The following is a 26,407-nucleotide window of genomic DNA, read 5'->3' as shown; positions in this document are numbered from 1 at the left end:
ATGACACGCTGGTCCAGCCCGCGGCGGGCGCGACTGCTCCGACCGAGCGGACGCCCAGCCGGTCCTCAGCGTCCCCCGGCCCGCGGGCGGACCGACGCCGACACGCCGCGCGCACCCGACACACTGGGGCGGTGGGCAGCGCGCGGATCGTCGGAGTGGACCTCGCCCGGGCGATCGCCATCGTCGGGATGATGGCGATCCACGTCTTTCCCGGCGAGGAGACCCCGGGAGCCGGTGGGGTCCTCTACGCCGTGGCCCACGGCCGGGCCTCGGCCCTGTTCGGCGTCCTGGCCGGGCTCTCCCTCGGCCTCTCGACGCGAGCACGCGGCGACCGGCGCACCGCGGCACGAACGTCGGTGGTGGTCCGCGGCCTGCTCGTCGCCCTGCTCGGGTTGCTGCTCGTGGACGCGGGGAGCCGCATCGCGATCATCCTCCCGTACTACGGCGTGGCCTTCGTGGTCGTGCTGCCCTTCCTCTGGTGGCCGGCCCGGCGCCTCGCCGTCCTGGCCGGTGGGTGGCTCGTCCTCGCACCGGTGGCCTCCTTCGCGCTGCGGGCCGTCTACGAGCTCCCGGCCCGCTACGAGCAACCGACCCTGGGCTGGCTGTCCCGGCCGGGGGACCTGCTGCAGACCCTCACCCTCACCGGCTACTACCCCGTCATCGGCTGGGCGGGGTACCTGCTGCTCGGCCTGGCCGTCTCGAAGCTCGACCTGCGAAGCACCGTGGTGGGCACGCGGCTCCTCGGAGCGGGCGCCCTGACCGCCGGCGGGTCCTGGATCGCGAGCGCGCTGCTGCTCGGTCCGCTCGGCGGCCGCACCGCGCTGAGCCAGGTCCAGGACTTCTACGGCACCGTCCCCACCGACACCCGGTGGTGGCTCGCGGTCGCGGCCCCGCACTCCGGAACCCCGTTCGACCTGCTGCACACGGCGGGGACGGCGCTGGCCGTCGTGGGCGCCCTGTGCCTCCTCCCGGCGGCGGTCACCCGCTTCCTGCAGCCGGTCGCGGCGTTCGGCGCCATGCCGCTGACGATCTACACCGCCCACGTGGTCGCCCTGGCCGCCTGGCCGGCGGAGACGACGACCGTGCTCGTCGTCCACGTGTTCGTCGGTGTCGTGTTCGCGACCGGCTGGCGGTTGGCCGTGGGGCGGGGGCCGCTGGAGATCGTCGTCGGCCGGGTGGCGTCCGGGGCCGCGGCGCTGGTGCGGGCCCCGCGCCTACCCTGGGCTGCGTGAGCACCCCCGGCGATCCCGGCCCGTTGTTGCGCAGCCTCCTCGCCGCGCTGGAGGCCACCCCCGACGACGCTCCCCTGCGCCTGCACGTCGCCGAACTCCTGCTGAGCGCCTGTGACGCGGACGCCGCGCTGGCCCACGCGTCGCGCGTCCTCGCCCAGGACCCCACGTCGGGACCGGCCCGCGACCTCGTGCAGCGCTCGCTGAGCCTCCCCGCCCCTCCCCCGGCACCCGTGGCCAAGCACGCCTTCGACTGGGCCAGCGCCGAGGCCGACCTCGGCCCCCTCGACACCAGCGGGCTCACGGCCCACGACGACGAGGTCGACCCCGGGACGACGGCCGAGGTCCAACGCCCCCGCGTCACCCTCGCCGACGTCGCCGGGATGGCCGAGGTCAAGGAACGCCTCGACCTCGCGTTCCTCGGCCCCCTGCGCAACCCGGAGCTGCGGGCCCTCTACGGCAAGAGCCTGCGCGGCGGTCTGCTGCTCTACGGCCCTCCCGGGTGCGGCAAGACGTTCATCGCCCGGGCCGTGGCGGGTGAGATGGGCGCGCACTTCCTCTCCGTGGGGTTGTCCGACGTCCTGGACATGTGGATCGGGAACAGCGAGAAGAACCTGCACGCCCTCTTCGAGGAGGCCCGTCGTCACGCCCCGTGCGTGCTGTTCTTCGACGAGGTCGACGGACTCGGCATGTCCCGCACCGGCAACCGGTCCTCGGGGATGCGGACGACCGTGCAGCAGTTCCTCGGGGAACTCGACGGCATGGACGGCGACAACGAGGGCGTGTTCGTGCTGGCGGCCACCAACGCCCCGTGGGACGTGGACCCGGCGTTGCGCCGGCCGGGACGCTTCGACCGGATGCTGCTCGTCCTGCCCCCGGACGAGGCCGCCCGGATCGCGGTGCTGGAACACCACCTCCGCGACCGCCCCACGCAGGACCTGGACCTCGCCGGGGTCACCGCCCGCACGGACGGTTTCTCCGGGGCCGACCTCGCCCACGTCGCCGAGACCGCGGCGGAACACGCCCTGCGCGACTCGATGCGTTCCGGCACGGTCCGGCCCATCACCACCGCGGACCTCCGGCAGGCCCTCACCCAGGTCCGGCCCTCGACCGGTCCGTGGTTCGACTCCGCCCGCAACGTCGCGACCTACGCCAACGCCGACGGCAGCTGGGACGAACTCCAGGCCTACCTGCGGCGCCGTCGGCGCTGAACTCAGCCGGCCCTGGGTCGGTCGCCGCGTTCGACGGTGATCTCGACCTCCGCCTGGTCCGGCGCCGGGGCCCCGACCTCAGCGGTGACCGTCACGGGGTCGGGCAGGGGGATCCGTACGCTCGTCGAGCCCGTCGGTACGTCCCACCCCGGGGGCAGGTCCGGCAGCGGAACGGTCCCGTGCAGCAGCACGCGCCCCGGCCCGGCTTCCGGCGCCGTGCGCGCAACCGGCGGCGGGGTCCGGCTCGTCGCCGGCGCGGGATCGGGGTCGGGAGTGGGGGCGACGACGGGCGCCGGACCCGGCGCCGACGTGGTCGTCGACGAGACGGCAGGTGCGGGGGCCGACGGGGCCGAGGTCGTCCGGGTCGGGACCGGTTGCGCCGCAGAGCTTCCCGACGGGACCACCGTGGCGAGAACACGTGGCGCCACGGAGGCGGTCACCGTCCCGGTCCCCGTCACGGGCGGGCTGGCTGTCGCGACGACGGCCGCGGTCGGCGCGCTGCTCACCGCGGACGGCAGCACCTGGACCTGTCCGGGGCGGTCGCGCCCCCCGGGCCACACCACCCCGACGACACCGGCGGCCACCACCGCTCCGGCGGCGACGACCCGCACGGCACGGCTGCCGAAGATCCCGCCCGTGGAATGACGCGGGGAGTAGGGAGCGTCGCCGCGCGAGGGGCGGCGGATCGGCACAGCAGGAAACCTAGCACCGCGCCCGCGACGTACCCTGCTCGAGTGACCGACTGGACCCCCGACGTCCGGTTGCGTCGGGCCGAGGCCCTCGCCGACGCGGGACGCTGGGACCAGTCGTTGCGGGCCGTGCACGACGTCCTCGCGAGCGACCCGCACCACGGCGAGGCCCTGCGGTTGGCGGCCATGGCCGAACTCCAGCTCGACCGCCCGGAAGCCGCCGCGCAGGCCGCCACCGCGGCGATCGCCGCGGAGCCCCAGCACGAGCACGGCCACCGGCTGCTCAGCGTGGCGCTGCAACGTCTCGGCCACCACGACGCCGCGCTGCAGGCGGCGCGCGACGGCGTGCGCGCCAACCCGCACCACCCCTACGCCCTGGCCCAGCTCGCCACCGTCCTCAGCGACCGCCGCAGCACCCGCCGCGAGGCCGTCACCACGGCCGAGCGGGCCGTGGCCGCGGGACCGGGGATGGCGCACCCGTTGTTCGTCCTGGGTCTCGCCCTGCAGCAGCGCGGCCGCCGGGGCCGCGCCCGCAGGGCCTACGCCGCAGCGCTGGAACTGGACCCGCAGCACCCCGAGGCGCTGAACAACCTGGGCGTCATCGCGCTGAACTCCCACCGCCTCGGCGGCGCGGCCAGGTTCCTCGGGGACTCGCTGCTGGCCGACCCGCACAGCGCGACGGCGCGGTTCAACGTCGACGTGCTCGCGCTCGCCTTCGCGCGCCGGATCTGGATCGGGAGCGCGCTCGCCGTCCTCGCGCTGCTGGTCGGCGGAGCGGTCGAGAGCGGGACGGGCACGGGCTTCCCGGTGCGCCTCGTGGTGCTGCTCGTCGCCGTCGCCGGTCTCGGCGCCTGGACGGCCAGCGCCTGGCGGAGCACCCCGACGGCGGTGCGGGCCGCGGTGCTCCAGCGTTCCCGGCAGCGTCCGTTGCTGGTGAGCGCCTGGGTCATCGCCGCGCTGCTGCTGCTCGCCTGCGTCGGGATCGCCGTCGCCCCGCTGGAGACCGTCGCCGGTCCCGGCGCGTTCGAGGTCTTCCGGGTGCTGTTCCTGGTGAACGTCGTGTTCGGGTTCGTGGTGCGACGCAGCCGCCCGCGCCGGGACTGAACCCGGCGGGACGGCTGCGAGGGACGTACCGGACTCAGGCGGTGACGACGACCGGCACGATCATCGGCCGGCGACGGTGCGCCTGCGACACCCAGGTGCCGACCGTGCGGCGCACGATCTGCTGGAGCTGGTGGACGTCCACCGGTCCGGTCGAGGCGTCGTTGAGGGCCTTCTCGACGCGGGTCTTGATGGCCGCGAAGCGGTTGGGGTCCTCGCCCATGAAGCCGCGGGCGTTGAACTCCGGCCCGGACACGACCTTGCCGGTGACGGAGTCGACGGCGACGAAGATGGAGATGAAACCCTCTTCGCCGAGGATCCGGCGGTCCTTCAGGTCGGCCTCGGTGATCTCGCCGACGGTGGAGCCGTCGACGTAGACGTAGCCGACGGGCACGTTGCCGACGATGCTCGCCTTGCCGTCCACGAGGTCGACGACGACACCGTCCTCGGCGATGACGACGCGTTCGCGCGGAACCCCCGTCTTGACGGCGAGTTCGGCGTTGGCGAGCAGGTGCCGGATCTCGCCGTGCACCGGCATCACGTTGCGCGGCTTGAGGATGTTGTAGCAGTAGAGCAGTTCCCCGGCGCTGGCGTGCCCGGAGACGTGGATCTTCGCGCTCTGCTGGTGCACGACCGTCGCCCCGAGGCGGGCGAGACCGTTGACGACGCGGTAGACGGCGTTCTCGTTGCCCGGGATGAGCGAGCTGGCGAGGATGACGGTGTCCCCGGCGTCGACGGAGATGCGGTGGTCGCGGTTGGCCATCCGCGACAGCGCGGCCATCGGTTCACCCTGCGACCCGGTGCACATGAGCACGACGCGGTCGTCGGGCAGGTCGTCGACCTGCTTGAGGTCGATGAGGATGTTCTTCGGCACCTGCAGGTACCCGAGCTCGGCGGCGATGCCCATGTTGCGGACCATCGACCGACCGACGAGGGCGACCTTGCGGCCGTGAGCGTCCGCGGCGTTCAGGACCTGCTGGACGCGGTGCACGTGCGAGGCGAAGGACGCCACGATGATGCGGTGCTCGGCGCGGCCGAACAACTGCTCCAGCACCGGGCCGATGTCGCGTTCCGGGGCGGTGAAACCCGGGACCTCGGCGTTGGTGGAGTCGACGCAGAACAGGTCGACACCCTCGTCACCGAGACGCGCGAACGCGTTGAGGTCGGTGATGCGGTTGTCCAGCGGCAACTGGTCCATCTTGAAGTCACCGGTGTGCAGGACGAGTCCCGCGTCGGTGCGGATCGCGACGGCCAGCGCGTCGGGGATCGAGTGGTTCACCGCGATGAACTCGCAGCTGAACGGCCCGAGCTGTTCGACCTGACCCTCGCGCACCCCCAGCGTGTAGGGCTTGATGCGGTGTTCCTTCAGCTTCGCCTCGACGAGGGCGAGGGTCAGCTGCGAACCCAGCAACGGGATGTCCCCGCGCAGCCTGAGCAGGTACGGGACCGCTCCGATGTGGTCCTCGTGCCCGTGGGTCAGCACGACCGCGACGATGTCGTCGAGGCGGTCGGCGATCGAGGAGAAGTCCGGCAGGATCAGGTCCACGCCGGGCTGGTGGTCCTCGGGGAACAGCACGCCGCAGTCGACGACGAGCAGCTTCCCCTGGAACTCGAAGACGGTCATGTTGCGCCCGACCTCGCCGAGCCCACCGAGACCGACGACGCGCAGGGCGCCGTCGGCCAACGGTGGGGGGCTGGTGAGTTCGGGGTGGGGGTGGCTCATGCGGCTCCTCCTGCGGCCTGGGCGGCCGCTGCCGTGGGGTTGGGTCGAGCTGAGTTCTCGGGGGTTTCGAGCCCGGCGAGGGAGAGGTCGGCGGCGATGGCGTCGACCTCCTCGGGGGTGGCCGCCAGCAACGGCTGGCGGACGGCACGTCCGGTGAGGACACCGGTCAGTTCCAGGGCGGCCTTGACGGCCACCGCACCCTGGGTGCGGGTCATGATCCCGCGCACGGCGGGCAGCAGCCGGGTGTGGATCGTCCGGGCCGTCACGAGGTCCCCCGCGTCCAGCGCCGCGATCATCGCGGCGTACTCACGGCCCGCGACGTGGCTGACGACCGAGACGATCCCGCAGGCTCCCTGCGCCAGCAGCGGCAGGTTCACGGCGTCGTCACCGGAGTAGTACGCGAGGTCGGTGCGGGCCAGGACCCACGAGGTCGCCATCGAGTCGCCCTTGGCGTCCTTCACGGCGACGATCCGCTCGTGCGCGGCGACCGCCACCAGGGTCTCGGTGTCGATGGGGACACCCGAGCGGCCGGGGATGTCGTAGAGCATCACCGGCAGGCCGCTCGCGTCGGCCACCGTGGTGAAGTGCTGGGCGAGAGCGGCCTGCGGCGGCTTGTTGTAGTACGGGGTGACGACGAGCAGCCCGTGGGCGCCGGCCTTCTCGGCCGAGCGGGCCAGCTCCACCGTGTGCGCGGTGTCGTTGGTGCCGACCCCCGCGACGACGCGGGCGCGGTCACCGACGGCGTCGAGGACGGCACGCAGCAGGCGGTCCTTCTCGTCGTCGCTGGTCGTGGGCGACTCCCCCGTCGTCCCGCTGACGACCAGACCGTCGTGACCGTGCTCCACGAGGTGCACGGCGAGCGCGGCGGCCGCGTCGAGGTCCAGGGCACCCGTCGCGGTGAACGGGGTCACCATCGCCGACAGCACCGTCCCGAAGGGACGGTGGGGCGCTGCTGCGGTGGCGGTCGACATGCTCCTGAGGTTACCGCCACGGGAAGGACCCGGTCGCTGCCCGCTCGGGGGTCCGGGCAGCGACCGGGTCCTGAGGTGTCATCGGGGCGGCGCGGGCGAGCGTTACACCCGCTCGAGGGTCAGCCTCAGACCACCGTCACCGGGGGTGATCCGCACCGAGCTGAGCAGCGGGACGACGAGGTCGGCGTCCAACGGTCCCTCCGGGTGGGTCGTGCGCACGGCGAGGGTCGCGCAGCCCGCGGCCCGGGCCGCGGCGAGACCCGCGGGGGCGTCCTCGACGACCAGGCAGTCGGCCGGGTCGACCCCGAGACGGGCGGCGCCGAGCAGGAAGCAGTCCGGCGCGGGCTTGCCGTGCTCGACGTCGTCGAAGGTGACCAGCACCCGCGGGTCGGGCAGCCCCGCGGCCCCCCGGCGCGCGTCGGCCAACGGCGACGAGCACGACGTGACGATCGCCCACGCCTGCGGGGGCAACCCGGCCAGCAGGTCCGCCACCCCGGGCAGCTGCACGACCCCGTCGACGTCGAGGATCTCGAGCTCGGTGATGCGCGCCGAGGCGGCGGCGAAGCGGTCGGGCCCGACGAGGTCGGCCACGATCTCCGGGGCGGGACGCCCGTGCGTCCCCGCGAGCTGCTCGGCGGTGATCCCGTGTTCGACCGCCCACGTCGTCCAGCTCCGGTTGATGGCGGCCGTGGAGTCGACGAGCGTGCCGTCCATGTCGAAGAGGACTGCTGCGAACGGGCGGTCCAGGACGGGATCGAGCACGGGGACGGTCACGAGCGCACCCTACGAGCCGGGGTGGGCGTGCGACCGTGGGGGTTGTGCAGACGTCGATCGCCACCGTGAGCCTGGCCGGGTCGCTGCCGGAGAAGCTGCGGGCCGCGGCGGTCGCCGGGTTCGACGCCGTCGAGGTGTTCGAACCCGACCTCGTCGCCTCCCCGCTGGCCCCGAAGGACGTCCGGGCGCTCGCCGCCGACCTCGGGGTCCGCATCGCGCTGTTCCAGCCGTTCCGCGACCCCGACCACGTCGACGCGACGGTGCAGGCCCGCACCGCGCAGCGGCTGCACCGCAAGTGCGAGGTGGTGCGCGAGCTCGGCTGCGACCTGCTGCTCGTGTGCTCCTCGGTCCACCCCGGCGCCGTCCGGGACGACGGGGAGCTCGCCGACCAGCTGCGGACCCTCGCCGAGGTCGCCGCCGGCCACGGTGTCCGGCTGGCCTACGAGGCGCTCGCCTGGGGCACCCACGTGTCCGACTACCGGCACGGCGCGCGGATCGTCGCGGCCGCCGACCACCCCTCGCTGGGGACCTGCGTCGACTCCTTCCACGTCCTCTCCCGCGGGGACGACCCGGCGGCGATCGCGGGACTGGAGAAGCTGTTCTTCTACCAGGTGGCGGACGCCCCGCCGCTGGGCATGGACCTCCTCCCGTTGAGCCGGCACCACCGCCTGTTCCCCGGTCAGGGGGGTTTCGACCTGACGGGTTTCCACCGCGCCGTCCTCGCCAACCCCTACGACGGGCCGGTGTCGCTGGAGGTGTTCAACGACGTGTACCGCCAGGCCGACCCGGGTCGCACGGCGGTCGACGCGCTCCGTTCGCTGCGCCACCTGGCCGACCTCGCCACGCCCGGGACCCTGCCGCAGGCCCCGACCCCGACCGGCTGGGCGTTCGTCGAGGTCGCAGCCTCCGACGTCGCCTCCGAAGGCGCCTCCGACGTCGCGGACCTGCTGCACGCACTGGGTTTCCGGCGCACCGGGACCCACCGCCGCGGCGAGGTCGACCTCTGGGGCAACGCCGGGGTCCGGGTCGTCGTGAACCGCCGGCCGACCAGCGAACGGGCCCGGTTGTCCGCCCTGGGTCTGCAGGCCGCCGCACCGCACGCGTTGGCCGAGCGGTCCCGGGAACTCCTCGCGGCCGTCGTGCACCGTCCCGTCGGCACCGGCGAGGCGGAGATCCCGTCCCTGGTCGCACCGGACGGGACCTGGGTGCAGTTCTGCGGCGAGGACCCCGACTGGCTCGACGACTTCGTGCCGGTCGAGCCGCTGCCCGCGGGGGAACCCGTGGGAGGGTCCAGCCTGGTCGAGATCGACCACGTCGCCCTGCCCCAGCCGTTCGCGGGTTTCGACTCCACGGGACTGTTCCTCACCGCCGTCCTCGGGTTGCGCGGCGGGGAACTCAGCGAGGTCGCCGCACCCGACGGGCTGGTGCGCTCCCGGGCGCACTCCTCCGCCGACGCGGCGATCCGGATCGCCCTCAACGTGGGTCCCACCTCCGCGCACCTCAAGGGACGACCGTTCGCCTCGGGTCACGTCGCGTTCCGGACCACCGACGTCCTCAGCGCCGCGGCCGCGTTCGTCGCCGCCGGAGGTCAGCCGCTGGACGTCCCGCAGAACTACTACGACGACCTCGACGCCCGGTTCGGCCTGGCCCCGGAGTTCCTGGACCGGTTGCGCGCCCACGGGGTGCTCTACGACCGCGACGAGGACGGCGGGGAACTGCTGCAGTTCTTCACCCGTGCCCTCAGCCGGGAGTTCTTCGTCGAGGTGCTGGAACGCCGCGGCGGGTACCACGGGTTCGGGGCGGTCAACACGCCCGTGCGCCTCGCCGCGCAACGGCGCCACCCGCAGGCTTAGGGCAGCAGGACGATCCGGCCCTGCGGGTGGGGCCGTTCCGCCATCGCGAACGCGTCCTGCACCTGCGCCAACGGGAACGAACCGGCGATGGGGACGTGCAGGCGGTCCGCGGCGACGAGTTCGGCGAGCTCGGTGAGGACCTCCGGCCGACGCGCCTGGTCCACGCCGAACTCCAGGTCGGCCTCGAGCGGCAGCGCCGCGGCGCACCGCGCGACGTCCACCCCGAAGGCCCGGGCGAGAGCGTCCACCTCGAAACCCGTGGTGTCGACGATCACGTCCACGGCCACCCCGCGCCGGCGCAGCGTCCGGGCCAGACCGTCGCCGTCCTCGGCGGGGACGACGGCGTCCGCGCCGTGGGCGTGCAACCACTCGTGGTGGACGAGGTCGGCGACGCCTACGACGGTCGCACCGCAGAGCCGGGCCAGCTGGACGGTCAGCGTGCCGACGTCGCTCGTCGCCCCCAGGACGAGGACGACGTCGCCGTCACGCACCCCCGTGCTCTCGACGCAGGAGTACGCGGTGACCCCGGCGACGTAGAGGGCTCCGGCGACCTCCCAGGAGACGCCCGCCGGTTTGGGAACCACGGCCTCGGCCGGGACCACGACGACGTCGGCGTGCCCGCCCCGGTCCGGGCTCCAGCCCAGGACCTCCTCGCCGACGGTGACGCCGCTGACGCCGGGACCGGTGTCGGTGACCACGCCCGCGAACTCGGCGCCGGTGCCGGCGGGGAACGCCGTCGGGTAGAGCTGGGCCAGCGCGCCCTCGCGGGCCGCGGACTCCCCCGCGGTGATGCCGGCGGCGCGCACGGTGACCCGCACCTCCCCGGCTCCGGGGGCCGCGGTCGGCACCTCGACGACGTGCAGGACGTCGGGTCCACCCCATCGCTCGAACCGCACCGCTCTGCTCATCCCGTGAGAGTGTCCTGAACGCAGGCCGAGAGCAAGCCTGTCCGGGTGCAGTCGGGCGGTGCAGCCCGGAGGATGACCACGTGCTCGGCCTACCGGACCACGTGACCGCCCTCCTCTTCGACCTCGACGGGGTCCTCACCGACACCGCCTCCGTCCACGACCAGGCGTGGAAGGCGACCTTCGACGCCTTCCTGCGCGATCGGGACGGACAGGACTACCGCCCCTTCGACCCGGTCCGGGACTACGGCGAGTTCGTCGACGGCAAGCCGCGCGAGGCCGGCGTGCGGGACTTCCTGGCCAGCCGCGGGATCACCGTCTCCGACGAGACGGTGCAGGAGCTCGGGGACCGCAAGAACCGCGACCTGCTGCGCCGGATCGACCAGGACGGCGTCCGCGTCTACGAGGGGTCGCGCCGCTACCTGCAGGCCGCGCAGGCCGCCGGTCTGCGCCGCGCGGTCGTCTCCTCCAGCGCGAACACCCGCCAGGTGCTCGAGGTCACCGAGTTGGCCCGGTTCGTCGAGGAGCGCGTCGACGGGGTCACGTTGCGCGAGCAGCACCTCGCGGGCAAACCCGCGCCCGACAGCTTCCTCGCCGGGGCGAAGGCACTGGGCGTGGACCCGAGCCGGGCCGCCGTCTTCGAGGACGCCCTGTCCGGGGTCGAAGCCGGTCGCGCCGGCGGATTCGGGGCGGTCGTCGGGGTCGACCGCGTCGGTCACGCCGAGGCGTTGCGCGAGCACGGCGCGACCGTCGTCGTGCAGGACCTCGCCGAACTGCTGGGAGGCCGCAGGTGATCGCCCAGGACGCCTTCCCGGTCGAGCCCTGGCACGTGCGCGAGACGCGCCTCGACCTGGACATCCTCGGCAACGCCGAGTCGGTCTTCGCCCTGTCCAACGGCCACATCGGTTTCCGCGGGAACCTGGACGAGGGGGAACCCCACGGTCTCCCCGGCACCTACCTGAACTCCTTCTACGAGGAACGCCCGTTGCCCTACGCGGAGGCGGGCTACGGCTACCCCGAGGTGGGGCAGACCGTCGTCAACGTCACCGACGGGAAGATCGTGCGGTTGTTCGTCGACGACGAACCCTTCGACGTCCGCTACGGAGAACTCACCGCCCACGAACGGGTGCTCGACCTGCAGGCCGGCACCCTGGTGCGGTCGGTGGACTGGACCTCCCCCGCCGGGAAGCGCGTCCGGATCCGCAGCACCCGCCTGGTGTCGTTCGTCCAGCGCGCCGTGGCGGCGATCGAGTACGTCGTCGAGGCCGTGGACCGCGAGGTCCGGGTCACCCTGCAGTCCGAACTCGTCGCGAACGAGGCGTTGCCGGCGCAGTCCGGGGACCCGCGGGTCTCCGCCGTGCTGACCTCGCCGCTGGTGTCGGTGGAGCACGACTCCGGTCGGGCCGGGGCGACCCTGGTGCACCGCACGCGGACCAGCGGGCTGCAGATGGCCGCAGGCATGGAGAACCACGTCGAGGCCCCCGGACGGATCGAGGTCGAGACCCACGACGCCGAGGACTGGGCGCGCACGACGGTCGTCTGCTCCGTCCCGGCCGGGGAGCGCGTCAGGTTGACGAAGTTCGTGGCCTACGGCTGGTCCAGCCTGCGGTCCCAGCCCGCGTTGCGCGACCAGGTGGCGGGTGCCCTCAGCGGTGCGCGCTTCACGGGGTTCGAGGGGCTGCTGCAGGAGCAGCGGGAGTACCTGGCCGAGTTCTGGGACTCCGCCGACGTCCAGGTCGAGGGTGACGCCGAGGTGCAGCAGGCGGTCCGGTTCGCCCTCTTCCACGTCCTGCAGGCCGCCGCGCGCGCCGAGGGACGCGGGATCCCCGGCAAGGGGCTGACCGGTCCCGGGTACGACGGGCACACGTTCTGGGACACGGAGGCCTACGTCCTGCCGGTCCTGACCTACACCGCCCCGGACACGGTCGCCGACGCGTTGCGCTGGCGCGCCTCGGCGATCGAGCCGGCCCGCCAGCGCGCCGGGGAACTCGGACTGCGCGGGGCGGCGTTCCCGTGGCGGACGATCCGCGGAGCGGAGTCCTCCGGCTACTGGCCGGCGGGGACTGCGGCGTTCCACGTGAACGCCGACATCGCGGCCGCGGTCGAGCGCTACCGCGTCGCCACCGGCAGCACGGGCCTGGAGACCGACGGCGGGCTCGTGGTCCTGGTGGAGACGGCCCGGTTGTGGATGTCGCTGGGACACCACGACTCCGCTGGGTCCTGGCACGTCGCGGGCGTGACCGGACCGGACGAGTACACCGCGGTCGTGGCCGACAACACGTTCACGAACCTGGCCGCAGCGCACAACCTGTCCGTCGCCGCGGCCGCGTGCCAACGCCACCCGGACCTGGCCCGGTCCCTCGACGTCGACCTCGAGGAACAGGCGACGTGGCGCGACGCGGCCGAGGCCGTGCACGTCCCCTACTCCGAGGAACTGCGCGTCCACGAGCAGTGCGAGGGTTTCACCCGGCGACCCGAGTGGGACTTCGCCGCGCACCAGGACTACCCGTTGTTGCTGCACTCGCCGTACTTCGACCTGTACCGCAGGCAGGTCATCAAGCAGGCCGACCTGCAGATGGCGCTGTTCTGGTTCCCCGAGCGGTTCAGCGCCGAGGACAAGGCCCGGGCCGTGGACTACTACGAACGCCGCACCGTCCGCGACTCCTCGCTGTCCGCGGCGATCCAGGCGATCACGGCCGCCGAGGTCGGCCACCTCGAACTCGCCCACGACTACGTCTACGAAGCCGCGACGGTCGACCTGCGCGACCTGCACCACAACTCCGCCGACGGGTTGCACATGGCCTCCCTGGCCGGGACGTGGCTCGCCCTCGTCCACGGTTTCGGGGGGATGCGTGACAGCGGCGGTCGGTTGACCTTCGACCCCCGCCTCCCGCACGGCATCTCCCGGCTGCGGTTCTCGATCCGCTGGCGGGACGCGAAGGTGTGCGTCGACATCACGGGTGACGAGGTCACCTACACGATGCGCGACCACGACTCCACCGTGGAACTCGTCCACGCCGGGGAGCCTGTGACGGTGACGACGGGTTCCCCCGTGACCCGACCCATCACCCCCCTCGAACCCCTGCTCCCCCGGCCTCAGCAGCCGCCCGGTCGGGCTCCGGTGCACCGCACCCACTGATGCCGGTCCCGCGCCCCGGGCACTTCGACGCGCACGCGGACGTCTACGACCGGGGGCGTCCGCCCTACCCCGACGTCGTGTGGGCCCGGCTGCGGGAACTCGGGGCGGGGACCGGGCGGGCCACCCGGTCGTCGACGGCGGCCGGGACGTCGGTGACCGCCGTCGAACCCGGTCCGCACCTGGCCCGGTTGCTGCGCCGGGACCTCCCGGACGTCGAGGTGCGGGTGGGTACCGCGGAGACCGCCTCGTTCGCGCCGTCCTCCTTCGACGTGGCCGTCGCGGCGGCGTCCGTGCACTGGTTCGACCTCGACGTCGTCCTGCCCGCGCTGTACCACTGGCTCCGTCCGGAGGGCCACCTCGTCGTGCTCCGGAACGCTTTCGGCGACCCGACGCTCGCCCGCACCCCGTTCCGCGCCCGCGTCGCCGAGGTCACCTCGCGCCACCCTCCTCCGAACCCGGGGAACTGGTCACCGCTCAGTGGGGGACCCGGCTGAGCGCCGACGGGTCGTTTACGCCCCGCCACGTCCCGGCGGAGGTGGAGGAGGTCGCACGAGCGGTCGACGAACTCGGCGGGACTGTCCTGGAGAACTACGTGACCCCTCTCATCGTCCTCCGCCGGCGGTGAGATTGGGCGCGCCACAACAGGTTCATCGCACCCACAACCATTGCCAGACAATCGATCCAGATTTGTTCGAAGTGTTCGAACACGGTAGACTCAGGACATGACGGCAGCGCTCGCGGAGCGGACTGAGGAGGCCCCCACCGGGGTCGCCTTCGGCCTGCCGGGGAAGTACCGCCGCTTCGCCGACGCCGCCCACGCCCTGTTCTACCTCGGCGTCGCCGACGCCGTCACCATCGTCCACGACTCCCCCCACCCCGACCTCGACCAACTCCAAGACCACGGGGTCACCATCCTCCAGCGCTAGCGCGCTGGCTCCAGGAACCGGGTTCGACCGCTGGGAAGCTGCCGTCGACCTCGTCGCCGAGGAGTACTCCCGCGACGAAGGCATGGACGTCGACCGCGCCCGCGCCACCATCCACAACGCCTGGCGCCGAGGACACGAGCACCAGGTTCTCTGGCGAGCCGTCGCCGACGGCAGCGTCACCCGCTACCAGGCCCGCACCATCGAAGACCACGCCGAACGCCTCAGCGCGCGCACCGCCACCCTCACCGACCACCTCGACCCCGACGGACGCGTCACCTCCGTCCACGCCGAGGAGGACGAGAAGCTCCTCCAAGGAGAGGACTACAGCGCGGCCCTGCAGGACTACCTCACCGACGCCGTCCACCACGCACAGGCAGGATTAACCGGGCGGAAACTGGGTATAAAGTGTTCCCGGAAAGTCCGGGAACTGACCCCCGGCTACGAGTCCGTCGTCCTGGAGAAGAACGACGACCCTCGCGGACTGGGACACACCCCCTGCGAGGACGGCCTCCACAGCCACCTCGGGTTCATCACCTCCACCGCCTTCGCCCTGCGACTGGTCGCCCACACCAACGCCGCCGCCGACCAGGCCGCCGACGCCGCCAAGAAGGCCGGCCTCCTCGACACCCGTAGCCACGGGCACCGCGTCCGCGACGTCATCATCGACCTGCTCACCGACGCCATGAACCGCGCCGTCCCCGCCCTCTCGGATCCCAGCGCACCTGCCACCGCTGATTCTCCCGCGGTGATCGGGCGTACCCACCGGCCGGCGACGTCGGTGCAGGTCCACGTCCGCATCGACGCCACCACCCTCCTCGGCCTCGACGACGACGAAGCCACCGTCGACGGCCTCGGACCCGTCCCCGCCCACGTCGCCCGCGAACTCGCCACCACCACCGGCGCGATGTGGCGCAAGGTCATCTGCTCACCCGGAACTCGAGACGTCATCGACATCGGCGCCAAGGCCTACGCCATCACCGACACCATGCGCCGCTTCATCACCGCCCGCGACGAGTACTGCCAAGCACCCGGCTGCCACGTCCCCGCCGTGAACTGCGACCTCGACCACACGATCCCCTGGCCCCAAGGCCAGACCACCGCAGGAAACCTCCGGGCCTACTGCCGGGGTCATCACCGCTTCAAGACCCAGTACGTCTTCGAAGCCACGAAAGCCCACCACGCCAGGCTCACCGCCCGAACCGGAAAGCCCACGGAACTGTGGTCCGGACTCCCCGACGAACCACCGTTCTAGACGCTCACACACGAAACACCCCCGCAGCCGGCAGGCTGCGGGGGCGGACGTTCTGGTTCAGCGCCCTTGGATGACGTCGCGCAGCAGTTCGAGGTCTGCCGACACCGCACCGAGGTCTCGCTCGAACTCGTCATCGCTCATGCCCGGCACCCGACGCACGGTGAAGACGACCTCACACCCGTCGCCGTCGGCCAGCACACGCACCGGCATGTAGACCGTGACCCCGGCCGGCGTCACGACGTGGTGGTCGAGCACACCGAACTCGTTGGTGGGGGCGAAGGTCACTCGTGCCCGGCCCTCTGCCTGTTCCACGTACCACTGACCGTCTTCCTCGACGACCGAGCTGCCCAACCCCGGTGCCCAGTTCGGGATGTTGGTGGGGTCCGCTATGAAGGCGTAGACCTGTTCGACCGGGCGGTCGACGTGCACGCTCAGGTGACGGGACTCGGTGGCCATCACTCCATGCTGTCACTGGGCGAGCCCGAGCACGAGACCCAGTTCCGCCCACACCCGCTCCCCGAGTTCAGCGTCCGCGATGGCGGAACCCCAGCGCGCCATTGCCATCCCGCCCGACGGGGCCGGCTCTCCGGGAAGCACCACTCGGTGGCCGGCGAACCTGTCCGAGGGCCAGACCTGGTCGTCGGCACCGGCGCTCAACAGTACCCGACTCCGGATCCGCTCCACCGGAATCGATGCCGCCGCAACGCGTTCCGGGAACGCGGCGAGGCTCCGTTCGTAGAGGGAACGGAACGCCGGGGGTTCGGCTCGACCGGGGACCGTCCGTGCCCTCGACGCTCTCCCACACCACCGACGTCGGGGACAGGGCGACCACCGTCCGGATCCGGGGATCACGAACGGCCAGCAGCAACGCGGCCTCGGCGCCCTTGGACGTGCCTAGGACGACCAAGTTGGTCGCTCAACCCGGCGAGGTGGTCGAGGGCGGGGGTGAATGTCTCGAGCGGCACCTCGCAGATGCCCGGTGGCGGTCAGCAGCCGGACGCGCTCGTGCTCCACCCGACCGCTGAACCTGACAGCACGAGGACCGCCGCCGGGGTCATGCGGGGTGGACGCGCAGGTCCATCGCCGCGTACGGCGGGGTCTCGTCGTCGAGGGCGACGTTCTCCATCCGAACGAGCAACTCCTCAGCGTCCGAGGTGTCGACGACGATGCGCCAGCGCCACTGGCCGGGGACGTAGTCGTAGCCCACGCTCCACACGCCTGCCTCGACGGAACCCGTGAGCACCTGCGCGGCGGGGGTCTGGTGCCAGGAGTCACCCCACAACGCGACGGCGGAGTCCTCGCGGGCGGGGCCGAGGACCAGCAGACCGTCCTGGGCGCCGTCGTCGGGGTGCAACCAGGTGTAGGCGAGGGAGACCAGGTTCCCGCCGGCGCCCTCCGTCACCTCCGCGGTGGCCACGGCGTCGTGGGCCGCGTCGGTGGGCATCAACCGGAAGGCGTTCGATCCCGTCCACGTCGTCATGGCGCAGGATCGTAGTGTCAGCGGCCCCGGTGCAGCTTGACCGCGTGCCGTGCGGCGGCCCGGCCGCGCTTGCGGTCACCGGCCGCGTCGTAGCCGATCGCCAGCCGGTACCAGGCGCCCGCGTCGTCGGGGCTGGCCTCGACCTCGTCCTTCGCGGCCTGCCACAGGACGGAACCGGCCTCGCGGTCGATGCGCCCGGCCGCGGTGCGGGTCAGGTCGTCCTCGGGCAGTTCCCCGCGCGAGGCGAGTTCGCGGCCGAGGCGTTCCGTTGCGAGCCCGAACATGAGCTCCCGCACGACGGCCCACAACCCGACGACGGGCAGCAGGAACAGCGCGATGCCGAGCAGGATGCCGGCCCACTCACCGGTCGCGGCCAGCTGGTACCCCAGCCGGCCGAGGAACACGAAGTAGAACAGCAGGGCCGCGACGCTGACGGCGATGATGATCTTGACGCGCACAATCAGTCCAGGTCCAGGTAGTGCTCGAGGCCGACGGTGACCCCGGGGCGGTCGGCGACCTGACGCACCCCCACCAGCAGACCCGGCATGTACGCGGCGCGGTCGTAGGTGTCGTCGCGGATCGTCAGGGTCTCCCCCGGTCCACCCAGGATGACCTCCTGGTGGGCGGTCAGCCCGCGCATCCGGACGGCGTGCACGTGGATCCCGTCGACGACGGCGCCGCGGGCTCCGGGGAGTTCCGTGGTCGTCGCGTCGGGCGACGGGCCGAGGCCCGCCTCCGCCCGTGCGGCCGCGATGAGGCGGGCCGTGCGGATCGCGGAACCGCTCGGCGCGTCGACCTTAGCGGGGTGGTGCAGTTCGACGACCTCGACGGACTCGAAGAACTTCGCGGCCTTGGCCGCGAGCTGCATGACCAGCACCGCACCGATGCCGAAGTTCGTCGCGACGAGGACGTTGCGGCTCGCCGCGGTGGCCCACGCCTCGACCTGGGCGATCCGCTCGGCGGTGAAGCCGGTGGTGCCCGTCACGACGTGCATCCCGTGCGCCAGGGCCCACTCGACGTTGGCCATCACCTGGTCGGGGACGGTCAGGTCGACCACGACGTCGGCCCCGGCGGCCGCGTCGAGGGAGTCACCGCGGCCGAGGGCCGCGACGAGTTCCAGGTCGGCGGCGGCCTCGAGAGCCGCCACCGCCTGCGAACCCATGCGGCCCCCGGCCCCGAGGACCGCGACGCGGATCGTCACTGGACGACGCCGGTGAATCCGCTGTCGTCGCTGAACGGTCCGACGACGGTCACCGAACGCGGCCGGGAGAGCAGGTCCGCCGCCAGGACGCGGACGTCCTCGGCGGTGACGGACCGCACGTTGGCCAGCACACCGTCGACGTCGAGGAACTGCCCGTGGGTGAGTTCGGACTTGCCGAGCCGGTTCATCCGCGACCCGGAGTCCTCGAGCCCCAGCACGAGACCACCGGTCAGCTGACCGACGCCGCGCGCGAGTTCCTCCGACTCCATCGGGGTGGAGGCGAGCTTCGCCAGCTCGGCCAGCATCAGGTCGGCGACCTGGGCGGCCTTGGCCGGCGAGCAGCCCGCGTACAGCCCGACGTAGCCGGAGTCGGCGTAGTTGGCGTTGAACGAGTACACCGAGTACGCCAGGCCCCGCTTCTCGCGGACCTCCTGGAACAACCGGCTGCTCATCCCGCCCCCGAGGACGGCGTTGAGCACCGACATCGTGAACCGCCGGTCGTCCGTGGCGGTGATCCCGGTCATCCCGAGCAGCACGTGGGCCTGCTCGGTCTGGCGGTCCACCACGAGCGAGCGCCCCTTCTCCAGCCCGCCGCCGACCTCACCGCTGATGCGGCGCGGACGGGGAGCGGCCTGACCGAGGTCGCCCGCGGCACGGTCCAGCTCACGCTGGACGCAGGCGACGACCTCGTCGTGGTCGAGACCACCGGCAGCGGTGAAGACCAGCGAGGACGGCTGGTAGTGCTCGCGGTAGTGCGCCCAGACGTCGTCGCGCCCGACGGCGCGGATCGTGTCGGGGGTGCCGCCGATGGGCCGGGCCAGCGGGTGCCGGCCCAGGACGAGCTCGGCGAACTTCTCGTGCGCGACGTCGCCCGGGTCGTCGTCGTTCATCGCCAGCTCTTCGAGGATGACCTCGCGTTCGCTGGTGAAGTCGTCGTCGTCCAGGACGGCCGAGGTGACCATGTCGGTGACGACGTCGATCGCCATCGGCAGGTCGGCGTCGAGGACGCGCGCGTAGTAGGTCGTGTGCTCCTTACCGGTGGCGGCGTTCGCCTCACCCCCGACGGCGTCGAACGCGGAGGCGATGTCCATCGCGTCCCGACGTTCGGTGCCCTTGAAGAGCAGGTGCTCGAGGAAGTGCGTCGAGCCGAAGTGACCCTTCGTCTCGTCGCGCGAGCCGACGCCCACCCAGCACCCGATGCTCGCGGAGCGCTGACCGGGCATGGCCTCGGTCAGGACGCGGGCACCGCAGGGCAGGACGGTCCGCTTGACGATCGACCCCTGCTCCACCTGGGCGGGGGTGGACAGGACGGTGGTAGCGGGAACCCCGCCGGCTGCCACGACGGGCAGCTCGACGGGGTTCCCGGGAAGGGTGGACGACACGTCAGGCGTCGGCCGGCTCGCTGGCGGGAGCCTCGTCCGAGGCTTCCTCCGCGACGACGGGGACGAGGGACAGCTTGCCGCGCGGGTCGATCTCGGCGATCTCGACCTGCACCTTCTGGCCCACCGAGACGACGTCCTCGACGTTGTCGACGCGCTTGCCGCCGGAGAGCTTGCGCAGCTGCGAGATGTGCAGCAGGCCGTCCTTGCCCGGCATGAGCGAGACGAACGCACCGAAGGTGGTCGTCTTCACGACGGTGCCGAGGTAGCGCTCGCCGACCTCGGGCATCGTCGGGTTGGCGATGGCGTTGACCGCTGCGCGGGCCGCCTCCGCCGAGGGACCGTCGACGGCCCCGATGAACACCGTGCCGTCGTCCTCGATGGAGATGTCGGCGCCGGTGTCCTCCTGGATCTGGTTGATCATCTTGCCCTTGGGCCCGATGACCTCGCCGATCTTGTCCACGGGGACCTTCACGGTGATGATCCGCGGCGCGGTCGGCGACATCTCGTCCGGGGCGTCGATGGCCTCGGCCATGACGTCGAGGATGTAGAGACGCGCGTCGCGGGCCTGGGTCAGCGCCCCGGCGAGCACCGAGGCGGGGATCCCGTCGAGCTTGGTGTCGAGCTGGATCGCGGTGACGAACTCCTTGGTCCCGGCGACCTTGAAGTCCATGTCACCGAAGGCGTCCTCGGCCCCGAGGATGTCGGTCAGCGCCGCGTAGCGGGTCTCACCGTCGACCGTGTCGGAGATGAGGCCCATCGCGATGCCGGCGACGGCCGCGCGCAGCGGGACACCCGCGTTGAGCAGGGACAGCGTCGAGGCGCAGACCGAACCCATCGAGGTGGAACCGTTGGAGCCCAGCGCCTCGGAGACCTGGCGGATCGCGTAGGGGAAGTCCTCGCGGGCCGGCAGCACCGGCACGAGCGCGCGCTCGGCGAGGGCGCCGTGCCCGATCTCGCGACGCTTCGGCGAACCCACGCGGCCGGTCTCACCGGTCGAGTAGGGCGGGAAGTTGTAGTTGTGCATGTAGCGCTTGCGCGTCACCGGCGACAACGTGTCGAGCTGCTGCTCCATGCGGAGCATGTTCAGCGTGGTGACCCCCAGGATCTGGGTCTCACCGCGCTCGAAGAGCGCCGAACCGTGCACGCGGGGCAGGACCTCGACCTCGGCGGACAGCGTCCGGATGTCGGCCAGACCACGGCCGTCGATGCGGACCCCGTCCTTGAGGACGCGCTGGCGGATGAGGGTCTTCTGCACCGAGCGGTACGCGGCGGAGACCTCCTTCTCGCGCCCGGCGAAGCCCGCGGCGAGCTCGCCCTTGACGCGGTCCTTGATCTCGTCGATCCGGGACTCGCGCTCCTGCTTGCCGGCGATCTGCAACGCGACGACCAGCTCGGTCGCGGCGGAGTCGAAGACGGCCTGGTAGACGTCGTCCTGGTAGTCCGGGAACGTCGGGAAGGCGGCGGTCGGCTTGGCGGCGGTGGCGGCCACCTCGGCCTGCGCGCGCACCAGCTCCGCGATGAACGGCTTGGCCGCCTCGAGGCCCTGGGCCACGATCTCCTCGGTCGGGGCGGTGGCGCCCTGTTCCTTGATGAGGTTCCAGGAACCCTCGGTCGCCTCGGCCTCGACCATCATGATCGCGACGTCCTGCGAACCGTCGGCCGCGGTGACGACACGGCCGGCGACGACCATGTCGAAGACGGCGCGCTCGAGCTCGGAGTAGCGCGGGAAGGCGACCCACTGGCCGTCGATGAGCGCGACGCGCACGCCACCGACCGGGCCGGAGAACGGCAGACCCGAGAGCTGGGTGGACAGCGACGCGGCGTTGATGGCCACGACGTCGTAGGCGTCGTCGGGGTGCAGCGCCATGATCGAGACGACGACCTGGACCTCGTTGCGCAGGCCCTTGACGAAGCTCGGACGCAACGGACGGTCGATGAGACGGCAGGCCAGGATCGCCTCGGTGGAGGGGCGACCCTCGCGACGGAAGAACGAACCGGGGATCTTGCCGGCGGCGTAGCTGCGCTCTTCGACGTCGATCGTCAACGGGAAGAAGTCGAACTGGTCCTTCGGGGTCTTGCCGGCGGTGGTGGCGCTCAGCAGGAAGGACTCGCCGTCGAGGTAGACCGCGGCGGAACCGGCGGCCTGCTTGGCGAGGCGACCCGTTTCGAAGCGGACGGTGCGGGTGCCGAACGAACCGTTGTCGATGACGGCTTCGGCGGCAGTGATTTCGGGACCCTCCAAGGGTTCCTCCTCCAGGTTGCGGTGCGGATGTGCGACACCCGCGCGCCCCGGCCTTCGATCGAGGCCCACGGAAGCCAGAGCTTCCGGAGGCCACTACCGAGGACCGGTGCGACGCTGCGCGGTGTCACGGTGAGTCTGCCGCGAGTGCGGCGGGAACGTGCGACAGGGGTGGCCCCGAGAGTCGGGACCACCCCTGTCGTCAGGCCCCTGACCAGGTCAGCGGCGGATGCCGAGACGCTCGATGATCGAGCGGTAACGGTTGATGTCCTTCTTGGCCATGTACTTCAGCAGGTTGCGGCGCTGGCCCACGAGGAGCAGCAGGCCACGACGGCTGTGGTGGTCGTGCTGGTGCATCTTGAGGTGTTCGGTCAGGTCACGGATGCGCTGCGTCAGCATCGCGACCTGGACCTCCGGCGAGCCGGTGTCACCCTCGGTGAGGGCGTACTCGGTCATGATCTTCTTCTTGACGTCTGCGTCGAGGGGCACTCGTGTCTCCTGAACCTCGTTGCGCGGTGCCACGGGGCTTGTCCACCCGGGCTCTCTGGATCCGCGGCCGATCTAACGGCAACGCTCAGACTACAGCAGGATCTCGCGGCACCTCGCGACGTCGCGCTCCATCTGCTGCACGAGGGGCTCGATGCCCTCGAAGCGCTGGGTGGGACGCAGGTGGGCCACGAAGTCCAGGTCGACGCGCTCCCCGTAGAGGTCCAGACCCTGCTGGTCGATGCAGAACGCCTCGAGCTGACGACGCACCCCGTCGAAGGTCGGGTTGGTGCCGATCGAGACGGCCGCGGGCAGCCGGTCGCCGTCGCGGCGGGTCAACCAGCCCGCGTACACCCCGTCGGCCGGGACCAGCCCGTCGGCGTGCACGGTGTCGAGGTTGGCCGTCGGGTAGCCGAGCTCGCGGCCGCGGTGGTCACCGTGCACGACGGTGGAGCTGACCCGGTGCCGGTGCCCGAGGATCGCCGCCGCCCGCTCGACGTCACCGGTGGCCAGGGCCTCGCGCACGGCCGTGGAGGACCACCGGGAGGAGTCGCCCTGGCCGCCGAGGTCGGCGAGCACGACGACCTCGAACCCGAACCGGGCGCCGAGCTCCTGCATGGTGGCGAGGTCGCCGGCGTTGGCCTCGCCGAAGCGCACGTCGTGGCCGACGACGACGACCGCGGCGTGCAGCGCGTCGACGAAGACCTCCTCCACGAAGCGCTGCGGGCTCCAGCGCGCGAGCTCGCGGGTGAAGGGCATCACCAGGACCGCGTCCAGGCCGGTCTCCTGCAGCAGGTCGAGGCGGCGGGTGAGGCCGGTGAGCAGCCCGGGGGCGCGCTCGGGGTGCAGGACCTGCAGCGGGTGCGGGTCGAAGGTCACCGCGGCGGAGACCAGACCACGGGCGCGGGCCAGGCCGACGACCTCGCCGAGCACGGCCGCGTGCCCGCGGTGCACCCCGTCGAAGTTGCCGATGGTGACCACCGACGGGCCGAACCCGGGTCCGACGTCTGACAGGTCATCCCACCGCTGCACGCGAACACTGTGCCAGCAGCCGGTCGCGCGCTCCGCACACGGGCTGACTAGCGTCACCCTCATGAGCACTGGACCTGTGGACCCGACCACCACCGCGGCGTGGTCGTCGCTGACCGAGCACCGGTCGGGCAGCACCCCCGACCTGCGGGGCTGGTTCGCCGCCGACCCCGAGCGCGCGCGGTCGCTGACCTTCGACGTCGCCGACCTGCACGTGGACCTCTCCAAGAACCTCGTCACCTCCGACACGCTCGCCCTGCTCCTGCAGCTGGCCGAGGAGACCGGGGTCCTCGCCCGCCGCGACGCGATGTTCGCCGGCGAGCACATCAACGTCACCGAGGACCGCGCCGTCCTGCACACCGCGCTGCGCCGACCGGCCGGGGCCACGCCGGCCCTGAGCGTGGACGGGCAGGACGTCGACGCCGACGTGCAGGGTGAGCTCGAGAAGGTCTTCGCCTTCGCCGAGGCCGTCCGCTCGGGTGAGTGGAAGGGCGTCACCGGGAAGCCGATCGCGACCGTCGTGAACATCGGCATCGGCGGTTCCGACCTCGGCCCGGTGATGGCCTACGAGGCCCTCAAGCCGTTCGTGCAGGCCGGGCTGGAGTGCCGCTTCGTCTCCAACATCGACCCCACCGACGTGGCCGAGACGACGAAGGACCTCGACCCCGAGACGACCCTGTTCATCGTCGCGTCCAAGACGTTCGGGACCCTCGAGACCCTCACGAACGCGCGGCTGTCGCGGAAGTGGTTGTGGGAGGGGCTGTCCGCAGCCGGAGTCCTCGCCGACGACGACACCGCCCGCGCGGACGCCGTCGCCAAGCACTTCGTCGCGGTGTCGACCGCGCTGGACAAGGTCGCCGCCTTCGGCATCGACCCGGCCAACGCGTTCGGGTTCTGGGACTGGGTGGGCGGTCGCTACTCCGTCGACTCCGCGATCGGCACCTCGCTGGCCGTCGCCATCGGGCCGGACCACTTCCGCAGCTTCCTGTCCGGCTTCCACACCGTCGACGAGCACTTCCGCACCACCGCGCCCGAGCAGAACGTCCCGCTCCTCATGGGTCTGCTCAACGTCTGGTACGTGAACTTCCTGGACGCCCACACCCACGCGGTGCTGCCGTACTCGCAGTACCTGCACCGCTTCGCGGCGTACCTGCAGCAGCTCACGATGGAGTCCAACGGGAAGTCCGTCCGCTACGACGGCGAGGCCGTCACGACGCACACGGGCGAGGTGTTCTGGGGTGAACCCGGCACCAACGGCCAGCACGCGTTCTACCAGCTGATCCACCAGGGCACGCGGATCATCCCCGCTGACTTCGTCGCCTTCGCGACCCCGACGCACCCGCTGGTCGACGGCGACGCCGACGTGCACGCGCTGTTCATGGCGAACTTCTTCGCCCAGACCAAGGCGCTCGCGTTCGGCAAGACGGCGGAGGAGGTGCGGGCCGAGGGCACCGCCGAGGAGGTCGTCGCGGCCCGGGTGTTCTCCGGCAACCGGCCGACCACCTCGATCATGGCGCCCTCGCTGACCCCGGCGGTGCTCGGTCAGCTCATCGCGCTCTACGAGCACATCACCTTCGTCGAAGGGGCCGTCTGGGGCATCGACAGCTTCGACCAGTGGGGTGTGGAGCTCGGCAAGAAGCTGGCGCTGGAGATCGCGCCGGCGCTCACGGGTGACACCGACGCGCTGCTGGCGCAGGACGCCTCCACGGGTGACCTGATCCGGTACTACCTGTCCCACCGCACGAACTGACGCCGCGGCCACCGCCGGGATGAGGGCAACCTCACCCGGCGGTGTTACGTTGCGCGCGTGAGCAAGAAGCGGGACCTGCCGAAGTCCAAGTGCTGCGAGTCCAAGGACAGGTGCCGCCGCTGCCCGATCCGCATGCTCAAGGAGGGCACCCTGCCCGCCGGCTACACCGTGAAGAAGCGCCGGCTCGTCAAGACCGGCGACTGAGCGGTCGCCGGTCAGTCGCCGGGGGCCGGCGGGGGGAGGACATCGCTGTTCACCCGACCCACCGAGAACTCTGAACGGAGACCACCGTGTCGAAGACCGAACCGACCGACGCCGACGTCGACCTGTCCTTCCGGCTGGAGGGGCGCACCGCCCTCATCACCGGGGCCGCCTCGGGGATCGGGAGCGCCATCGCCGGGGCGTTCGCCGCGGCCGGGGCACGCGTCGTGCTCGTGGACCTGAACGAGGAGGCGGCGCTCGCCCGGGCCGCGGAACTCGGCGAGGACCACGTGGGGTTGCACGGGAACGTCGCCGACCCGGACTCCGTCGCGGCGTTCGCCGCCGCCGCCGGGCCCGTCGACGTCCTCGTCACCTGTGCCGGGATCGTCGACCTCGCCCCGGCCGAGGAACTCGACCCGGCGGTGTTCGTCCGGACGGTGTCCATCAACCTGACGGGGACGTTCCTCACCGCCCAGGCCGTGGGCCGCGGCATGCTGGAACGCGGCCGGGGCAAGGTCATCACCATGGCCTCGCAGGCTGCCTCGGTGGCCCTCGACGGGCACGCCGCGTACTGCGCCTCCAAGGCCGGGGTCGTCGGTCTGACCCGGGTCCTGGCCTCGGAGTGGGCCGGTCGCGGGGTCACCGCGAACTCGATCTCCCCGACCGTCGTGCTCACCGAACTCGGCCGGAAGGCCTGGGACGGACCGAAGGGTGACGCCGCGAAGGCTGCGATCCCGACGGGACGCTTCGCCCTCCCCCGCGAGATCGCCGGCGCCGCGCTGTTCCTGGCCTCCGGAGCCTCGGACATGGTCAACGGCACCGACCTCGTGGTCGACGGCGGGTACACCATCCGTTGAGGCGCACCA

The 26,407-nt window shown here is 72.1% G+C and carries 25 protein-coding genes; 13 read left to right on the top strand and 12 right to left on the bottom strand.

All coding sequences use genetic code 11. The annotated features are described in order from the left end of the window. Positions 1-131 precede the first annotated feature (131 nt). The 4 genes from SJY07_RS22570 (at position 132) to SJY07_RS22555 (ending at position 4,233) form a co-directional block, all read left to right on the top strand. Positions 132-1,232 (top strand): heparan-alpha-glucosaminide N-acetyltransferase domain-containing protein, encoded by a 1,101-nt coding sequence (locus tag SJY07_RS22570; protein WP_380161621.1) that lies wholly within the window; start codon positions 132-134, stop codon positions 1,230-1,232. After that, a complete protein-coding gene (locus SJY07_RS22565; RefSeq protein WP_380161620.1) occupies positions 1,229-2,440 on the top strand; it encodes an AAA family ATPase in 1,212 nt (403 codons plus the stop codon). The genes SJY07_RS22570 and SJY07_RS22565 overlap by 4 nt, the downstream gene beginning before the upstream one ends. Positions 2,441-2,656: 216 nt before the next feature. After that, positions 2,657-3,085 (top strand): hypothetical protein, encoded by a 429-nt coding sequence (locus tag SJY07_RS22560; RefSeq protein WP_380161619.1) that lies wholly within the window; start codon positions 2,657-2,659, stop codon positions 3,083-3,085. Positions 3,086-3,174: 89 nt separating this feature from the next. After that, positions 3,175-4,233: a tetratricopeptide repeat protein gene (locus SJY07_RS22555; RefSeq protein WP_380161618.1), complete on the top strand. Its 1,059-nt coding sequence runs from the start codon at positions 3,175-3,177 to the stop codon at positions 4,231-4,233. Positions 4,234-4,267: 34 nt separating this feature from the next. On the opposite strand, the gene SJY07_RS22550 is transcribed toward SJY07_RS22555, so the two are convergent. The 3 genes from SJY07_RS22550 to SJY07_RS22540 all read right to left on the bottom strand — a co-directional run bounded on the left by SJY07_RS22550 (position 4,268) and on the right by SJY07_RS22540 (position 7,698). Continuing rightward, positions 4,268-5,953 carry a ribonuclease J gene (locus SJY07_RS22550; protein ID WP_328291997.1) on the bottom strand — a complete coding sequence of 562 codons (1,686 nt, stop codon included), beginning with the start codon at positions 5,951-5,953 and terminating at the stop codon, positions 4,268-4,270. Further along, the gene (gene dapA, locus SJY07_RS22545; protein ID WP_380161617.1) at positions 5,950-6,924 is read right to left on the bottom strand and encodes a 4-hydroxy-tetrahydrodipicolinate synthase; all 975 of its coding nucleotides are present in this window, start codon (positions 6,922-6,924) and stop codon (positions 5,950-5,952) included. The genes SJY07_RS22550 and dapA overlap by 4 nt, the downstream gene beginning before the upstream one ends. A 102-nt stretch (positions 6,925-7,026) precedes the next feature. After that, a complete protein-coding gene (locus tag SJY07_RS22540) occupies positions 7,027-7,698 on the bottom strand; it encodes an HAD-IA family hydrolase (protein WP_380161616.1) in 672 nt (223 codons plus the stop codon). A gap of 44 nt (positions 7,699-7,742) precedes the next feature. Between SJY07_RS22540 and SJY07_RS22535 the strand changes: the two genes are divergently transcribed. Then, complete coding sequence (locus tag SJY07_RS22535) at positions 7,743-9,551, top strand: TIM barrel protein (protein ID WP_380161615.1); 1,809 nt, start codon at positions 7,743-7,745, stop codon at positions 9,549-9,551. Here SJY07_RS22535 and SJY07_RS22530 read toward each other — a convergent pair. Continuing rightward, on the bottom strand, positions 9,548-10,459 hold the full coding sequence (locus tag SJY07_RS22530; protein WP_380161614.1) for an NADP-dependent oxidoreductase: 912 nt from the start codon (positions 10,457-10,459) through the stop codon (positions 9,548-9,550). The two genes, SJY07_RS22535 and SJY07_RS22530, sit on opposite strands and share 4 nt — an antisense overlap. A gap of 80 nt (positions 10,460-10,539) precedes the next feature. On the opposite strand from SJY07_RS22530, the gene SJY07_RS22525 reads away from it, so the two are divergent. The 5 genes from SJY07_RS22525 to SJY07_RS22505 all read left to right on the top strand — a co-directional run bounded on the left by SJY07_RS22525 (position 10,540) and on the right by SJY07_RS22505 (position 15,773). Continuing rightward, positions 10,540-11,250: a beta-phosphoglucomutase family hydrolase gene (locus tag SJY07_RS22525; protein ID WP_380161613.1), complete on the top strand. Its 711-nt coding sequence runs from the start codon at positions 10,540-10,542 to the stop codon at positions 11,248-11,250. Then, positions 11,247-13,595 carry a glycoside hydrolase family 65 protein gene (locus tag SJY07_RS22520; RefSeq protein ID WP_380161612.1) on the top strand — a complete coding sequence of 783 codons (2,349 nt, stop codon included), beginning with the start codon at positions 11,247-11,249 and terminating at the stop codon, positions 13,593-13,595. Before SJY07_RS22525 ends, SJY07_RS22520 begins: the two co-directional genes overlap by 4 nt. Further along, a complete protein-coding gene (locus SJY07_RS22515; protein WP_380161611.1) occupies positions 13,595-14,089 on the top strand; it encodes a class I SAM-dependent methyltransferase in 495 nt (164 codons plus the stop codon). Before SJY07_RS22520 ends, SJY07_RS22515 begins: the two co-directional genes overlap by 1 nt. A gap of 228 nt (positions 14,090-14,317) precedes the next feature. Next, the gene (locus SJY07_RS22510; RefSeq protein ID WP_380161610.1) at positions 14,318-14,521 is read left to right on the top strand and encodes a hypothetical protein; all 204 of its coding nucleotides are present in this window, start codon (positions 14,318-14,320) and stop codon (positions 14,519-14,521) included. 82 nt (positions 14,522-14,603) lie between these two features. After that, the gene (locus tag SJY07_RS22505; RefSeq protein ID WP_380161609.1) at positions 14,604-15,773 is read left to right on the top strand and encodes an HNH endonuclease signature motif containing protein; all 1,170 of its coding nucleotides are present in this window, start codon (positions 14,604-14,606) and stop codon (positions 15,771-15,773) included. A 57-nt stretch (positions 15,774-15,830) separates the two neighbouring features. On the opposite strand, the gene SJY07_RS22500 is transcribed toward SJY07_RS22505, so the two are convergent. From SJY07_RS22500 to SJY07_RS22465, 8 genes are all read right to left on the bottom strand, one after another. Continuing rightward, positions 15,831-16,229, bottom strand: a complete 399-nt coding sequence (locus SJY07_RS22500) for an SRPBCC family protein (RefSeq protein WP_328292006.1) — start codon at positions 16,227-16,229, stop codon at positions 15,831-15,833. A 598-nt stretch (positions 16,230-16,827) separates the two neighbouring features. Beyond that, a complete protein-coding gene (locus SJY07_RS22495; RefSeq protein ID WP_380161608.1) occupies positions 16,828-17,253 on the bottom strand; it encodes a hypothetical protein in 426 nt (141 codons plus the stop codon). A gap of 17 nt (positions 17,254-17,270) precedes the next feature. Further along, a complete protein-coding gene (locus tag SJY07_RS22490) occupies positions 17,271-17,711 on the bottom strand; it encodes a hypothetical protein (protein WP_380161607.1) in 441 nt (146 codons plus the stop codon). A 2-nt stretch (positions 17,712-17,713) separates the two neighbouring features. After that, positions 17,714-18,454 (bottom strand): 4-hydroxy-tetrahydrodipicolinate reductase, encoded by a 741-nt coding sequence (gene dapB, locus SJY07_RS22485; protein ID WP_380161606.1) that lies wholly within the window; start codon positions 18,452-18,454, stop codon positions 17,714-17,716. Further along, positions 18,451-19,836, bottom strand: coding sequence for a pitrilysin family protein (locus SJY07_RS22480; protein WP_328292010.1), 1,386 nt, complete (start codon positions 19,834-19,836; stop codon positions 18,451-18,453). The genes dapB and SJY07_RS22480 overlap by 4 nt, the downstream gene beginning before the upstream one ends. Before the next feature lies 1 nt (position 19,837). After that, a complete protein-coding gene (locus tag SJY07_RS22475; protein WP_328292011.1) occupies positions 19,838-22,078 on the bottom strand; it encodes a polyribonucleotide nucleotidyltransferase in 2,241 nt (746 codons plus the stop codon). A gap of 216 nt (positions 22,079-22,294) precedes the next feature. Then, positions 22,295-22,564 carry a 30S ribosomal protein S15 gene (gene rpsO / locus SJY07_RS22470; protein WP_328292012.1) on the bottom strand — a complete coding sequence of 90 codons (270 nt, stop codon included), beginning with the start codon at positions 22,562-22,564 and terminating at the stop codon, positions 22,295-22,297. A gap of 90 nt (positions 22,565-22,654) precedes the next feature. Continuing rightward, on the bottom strand, positions 22,655-23,593 hold the full coding sequence (locus SJY07_RS22465) for a bifunctional riboflavin kinase/FAD synthetase (protein WP_380161605.1): 939 nt from the start codon (positions 23,591-23,593) through the stop codon (positions 22,655-22,657). A gap of 61 nt (positions 23,594-23,654) precedes the next feature. Between SJY07_RS22465 and pgi the strand changes: the two genes are divergently transcribed. The 3 genes from pgi (at position 23,655) to SJY07_RS22450 (ending at position 26,398) form a co-directional block, all read left to right on the top strand. Further along, positions 23,655-25,340, top strand: a complete 1,686-nt coding sequence (gene pgi / locus SJY07_RS22460) for a glucose-6-phosphate isomerase (RefSeq protein WP_328292014.1) — start codon at positions 23,655-23,657, stop codon at positions 25,338-25,340. A 57-nt stretch (positions 25,341-25,397) separates the two neighbouring features. Beyond that, complete coding sequence (locus SJY07_RS22455; RefSeq protein WP_328292015.1) at positions 25,398-25,544, top strand: hypothetical protein; 147 nt, start codon at positions 25,398-25,400, stop codon at positions 25,542-25,544. 86 nt (positions 25,545-25,630) lie between these two features. Continuing rightward, on the top strand, positions 25,631-26,398 hold the full coding sequence (locus SJY07_RS22450; RefSeq protein ID WP_328292016.1) for a GolD/DthD family dehydrogenase: 768 nt from the start codon (positions 25,631-25,633) through the stop codon (positions 26,396-26,398). The last annotated feature ends 9 nt before the right edge of the window (positions 26,399-26,407 follow it).

This window comes from Kineococcus sp. R86509 (genome assembly GCF_042466365.1).
Classification (GTDB): Bacteria; Actinomycetota; Actinomycetes; order Actinomycetales; family Kineococcaceae; genus Kineococcus.
The sequence above is the reverse complement of the archived record's forward strand: the minus strand, read 5'-3'. Positions and strand labels throughout refer to the sequence as shown.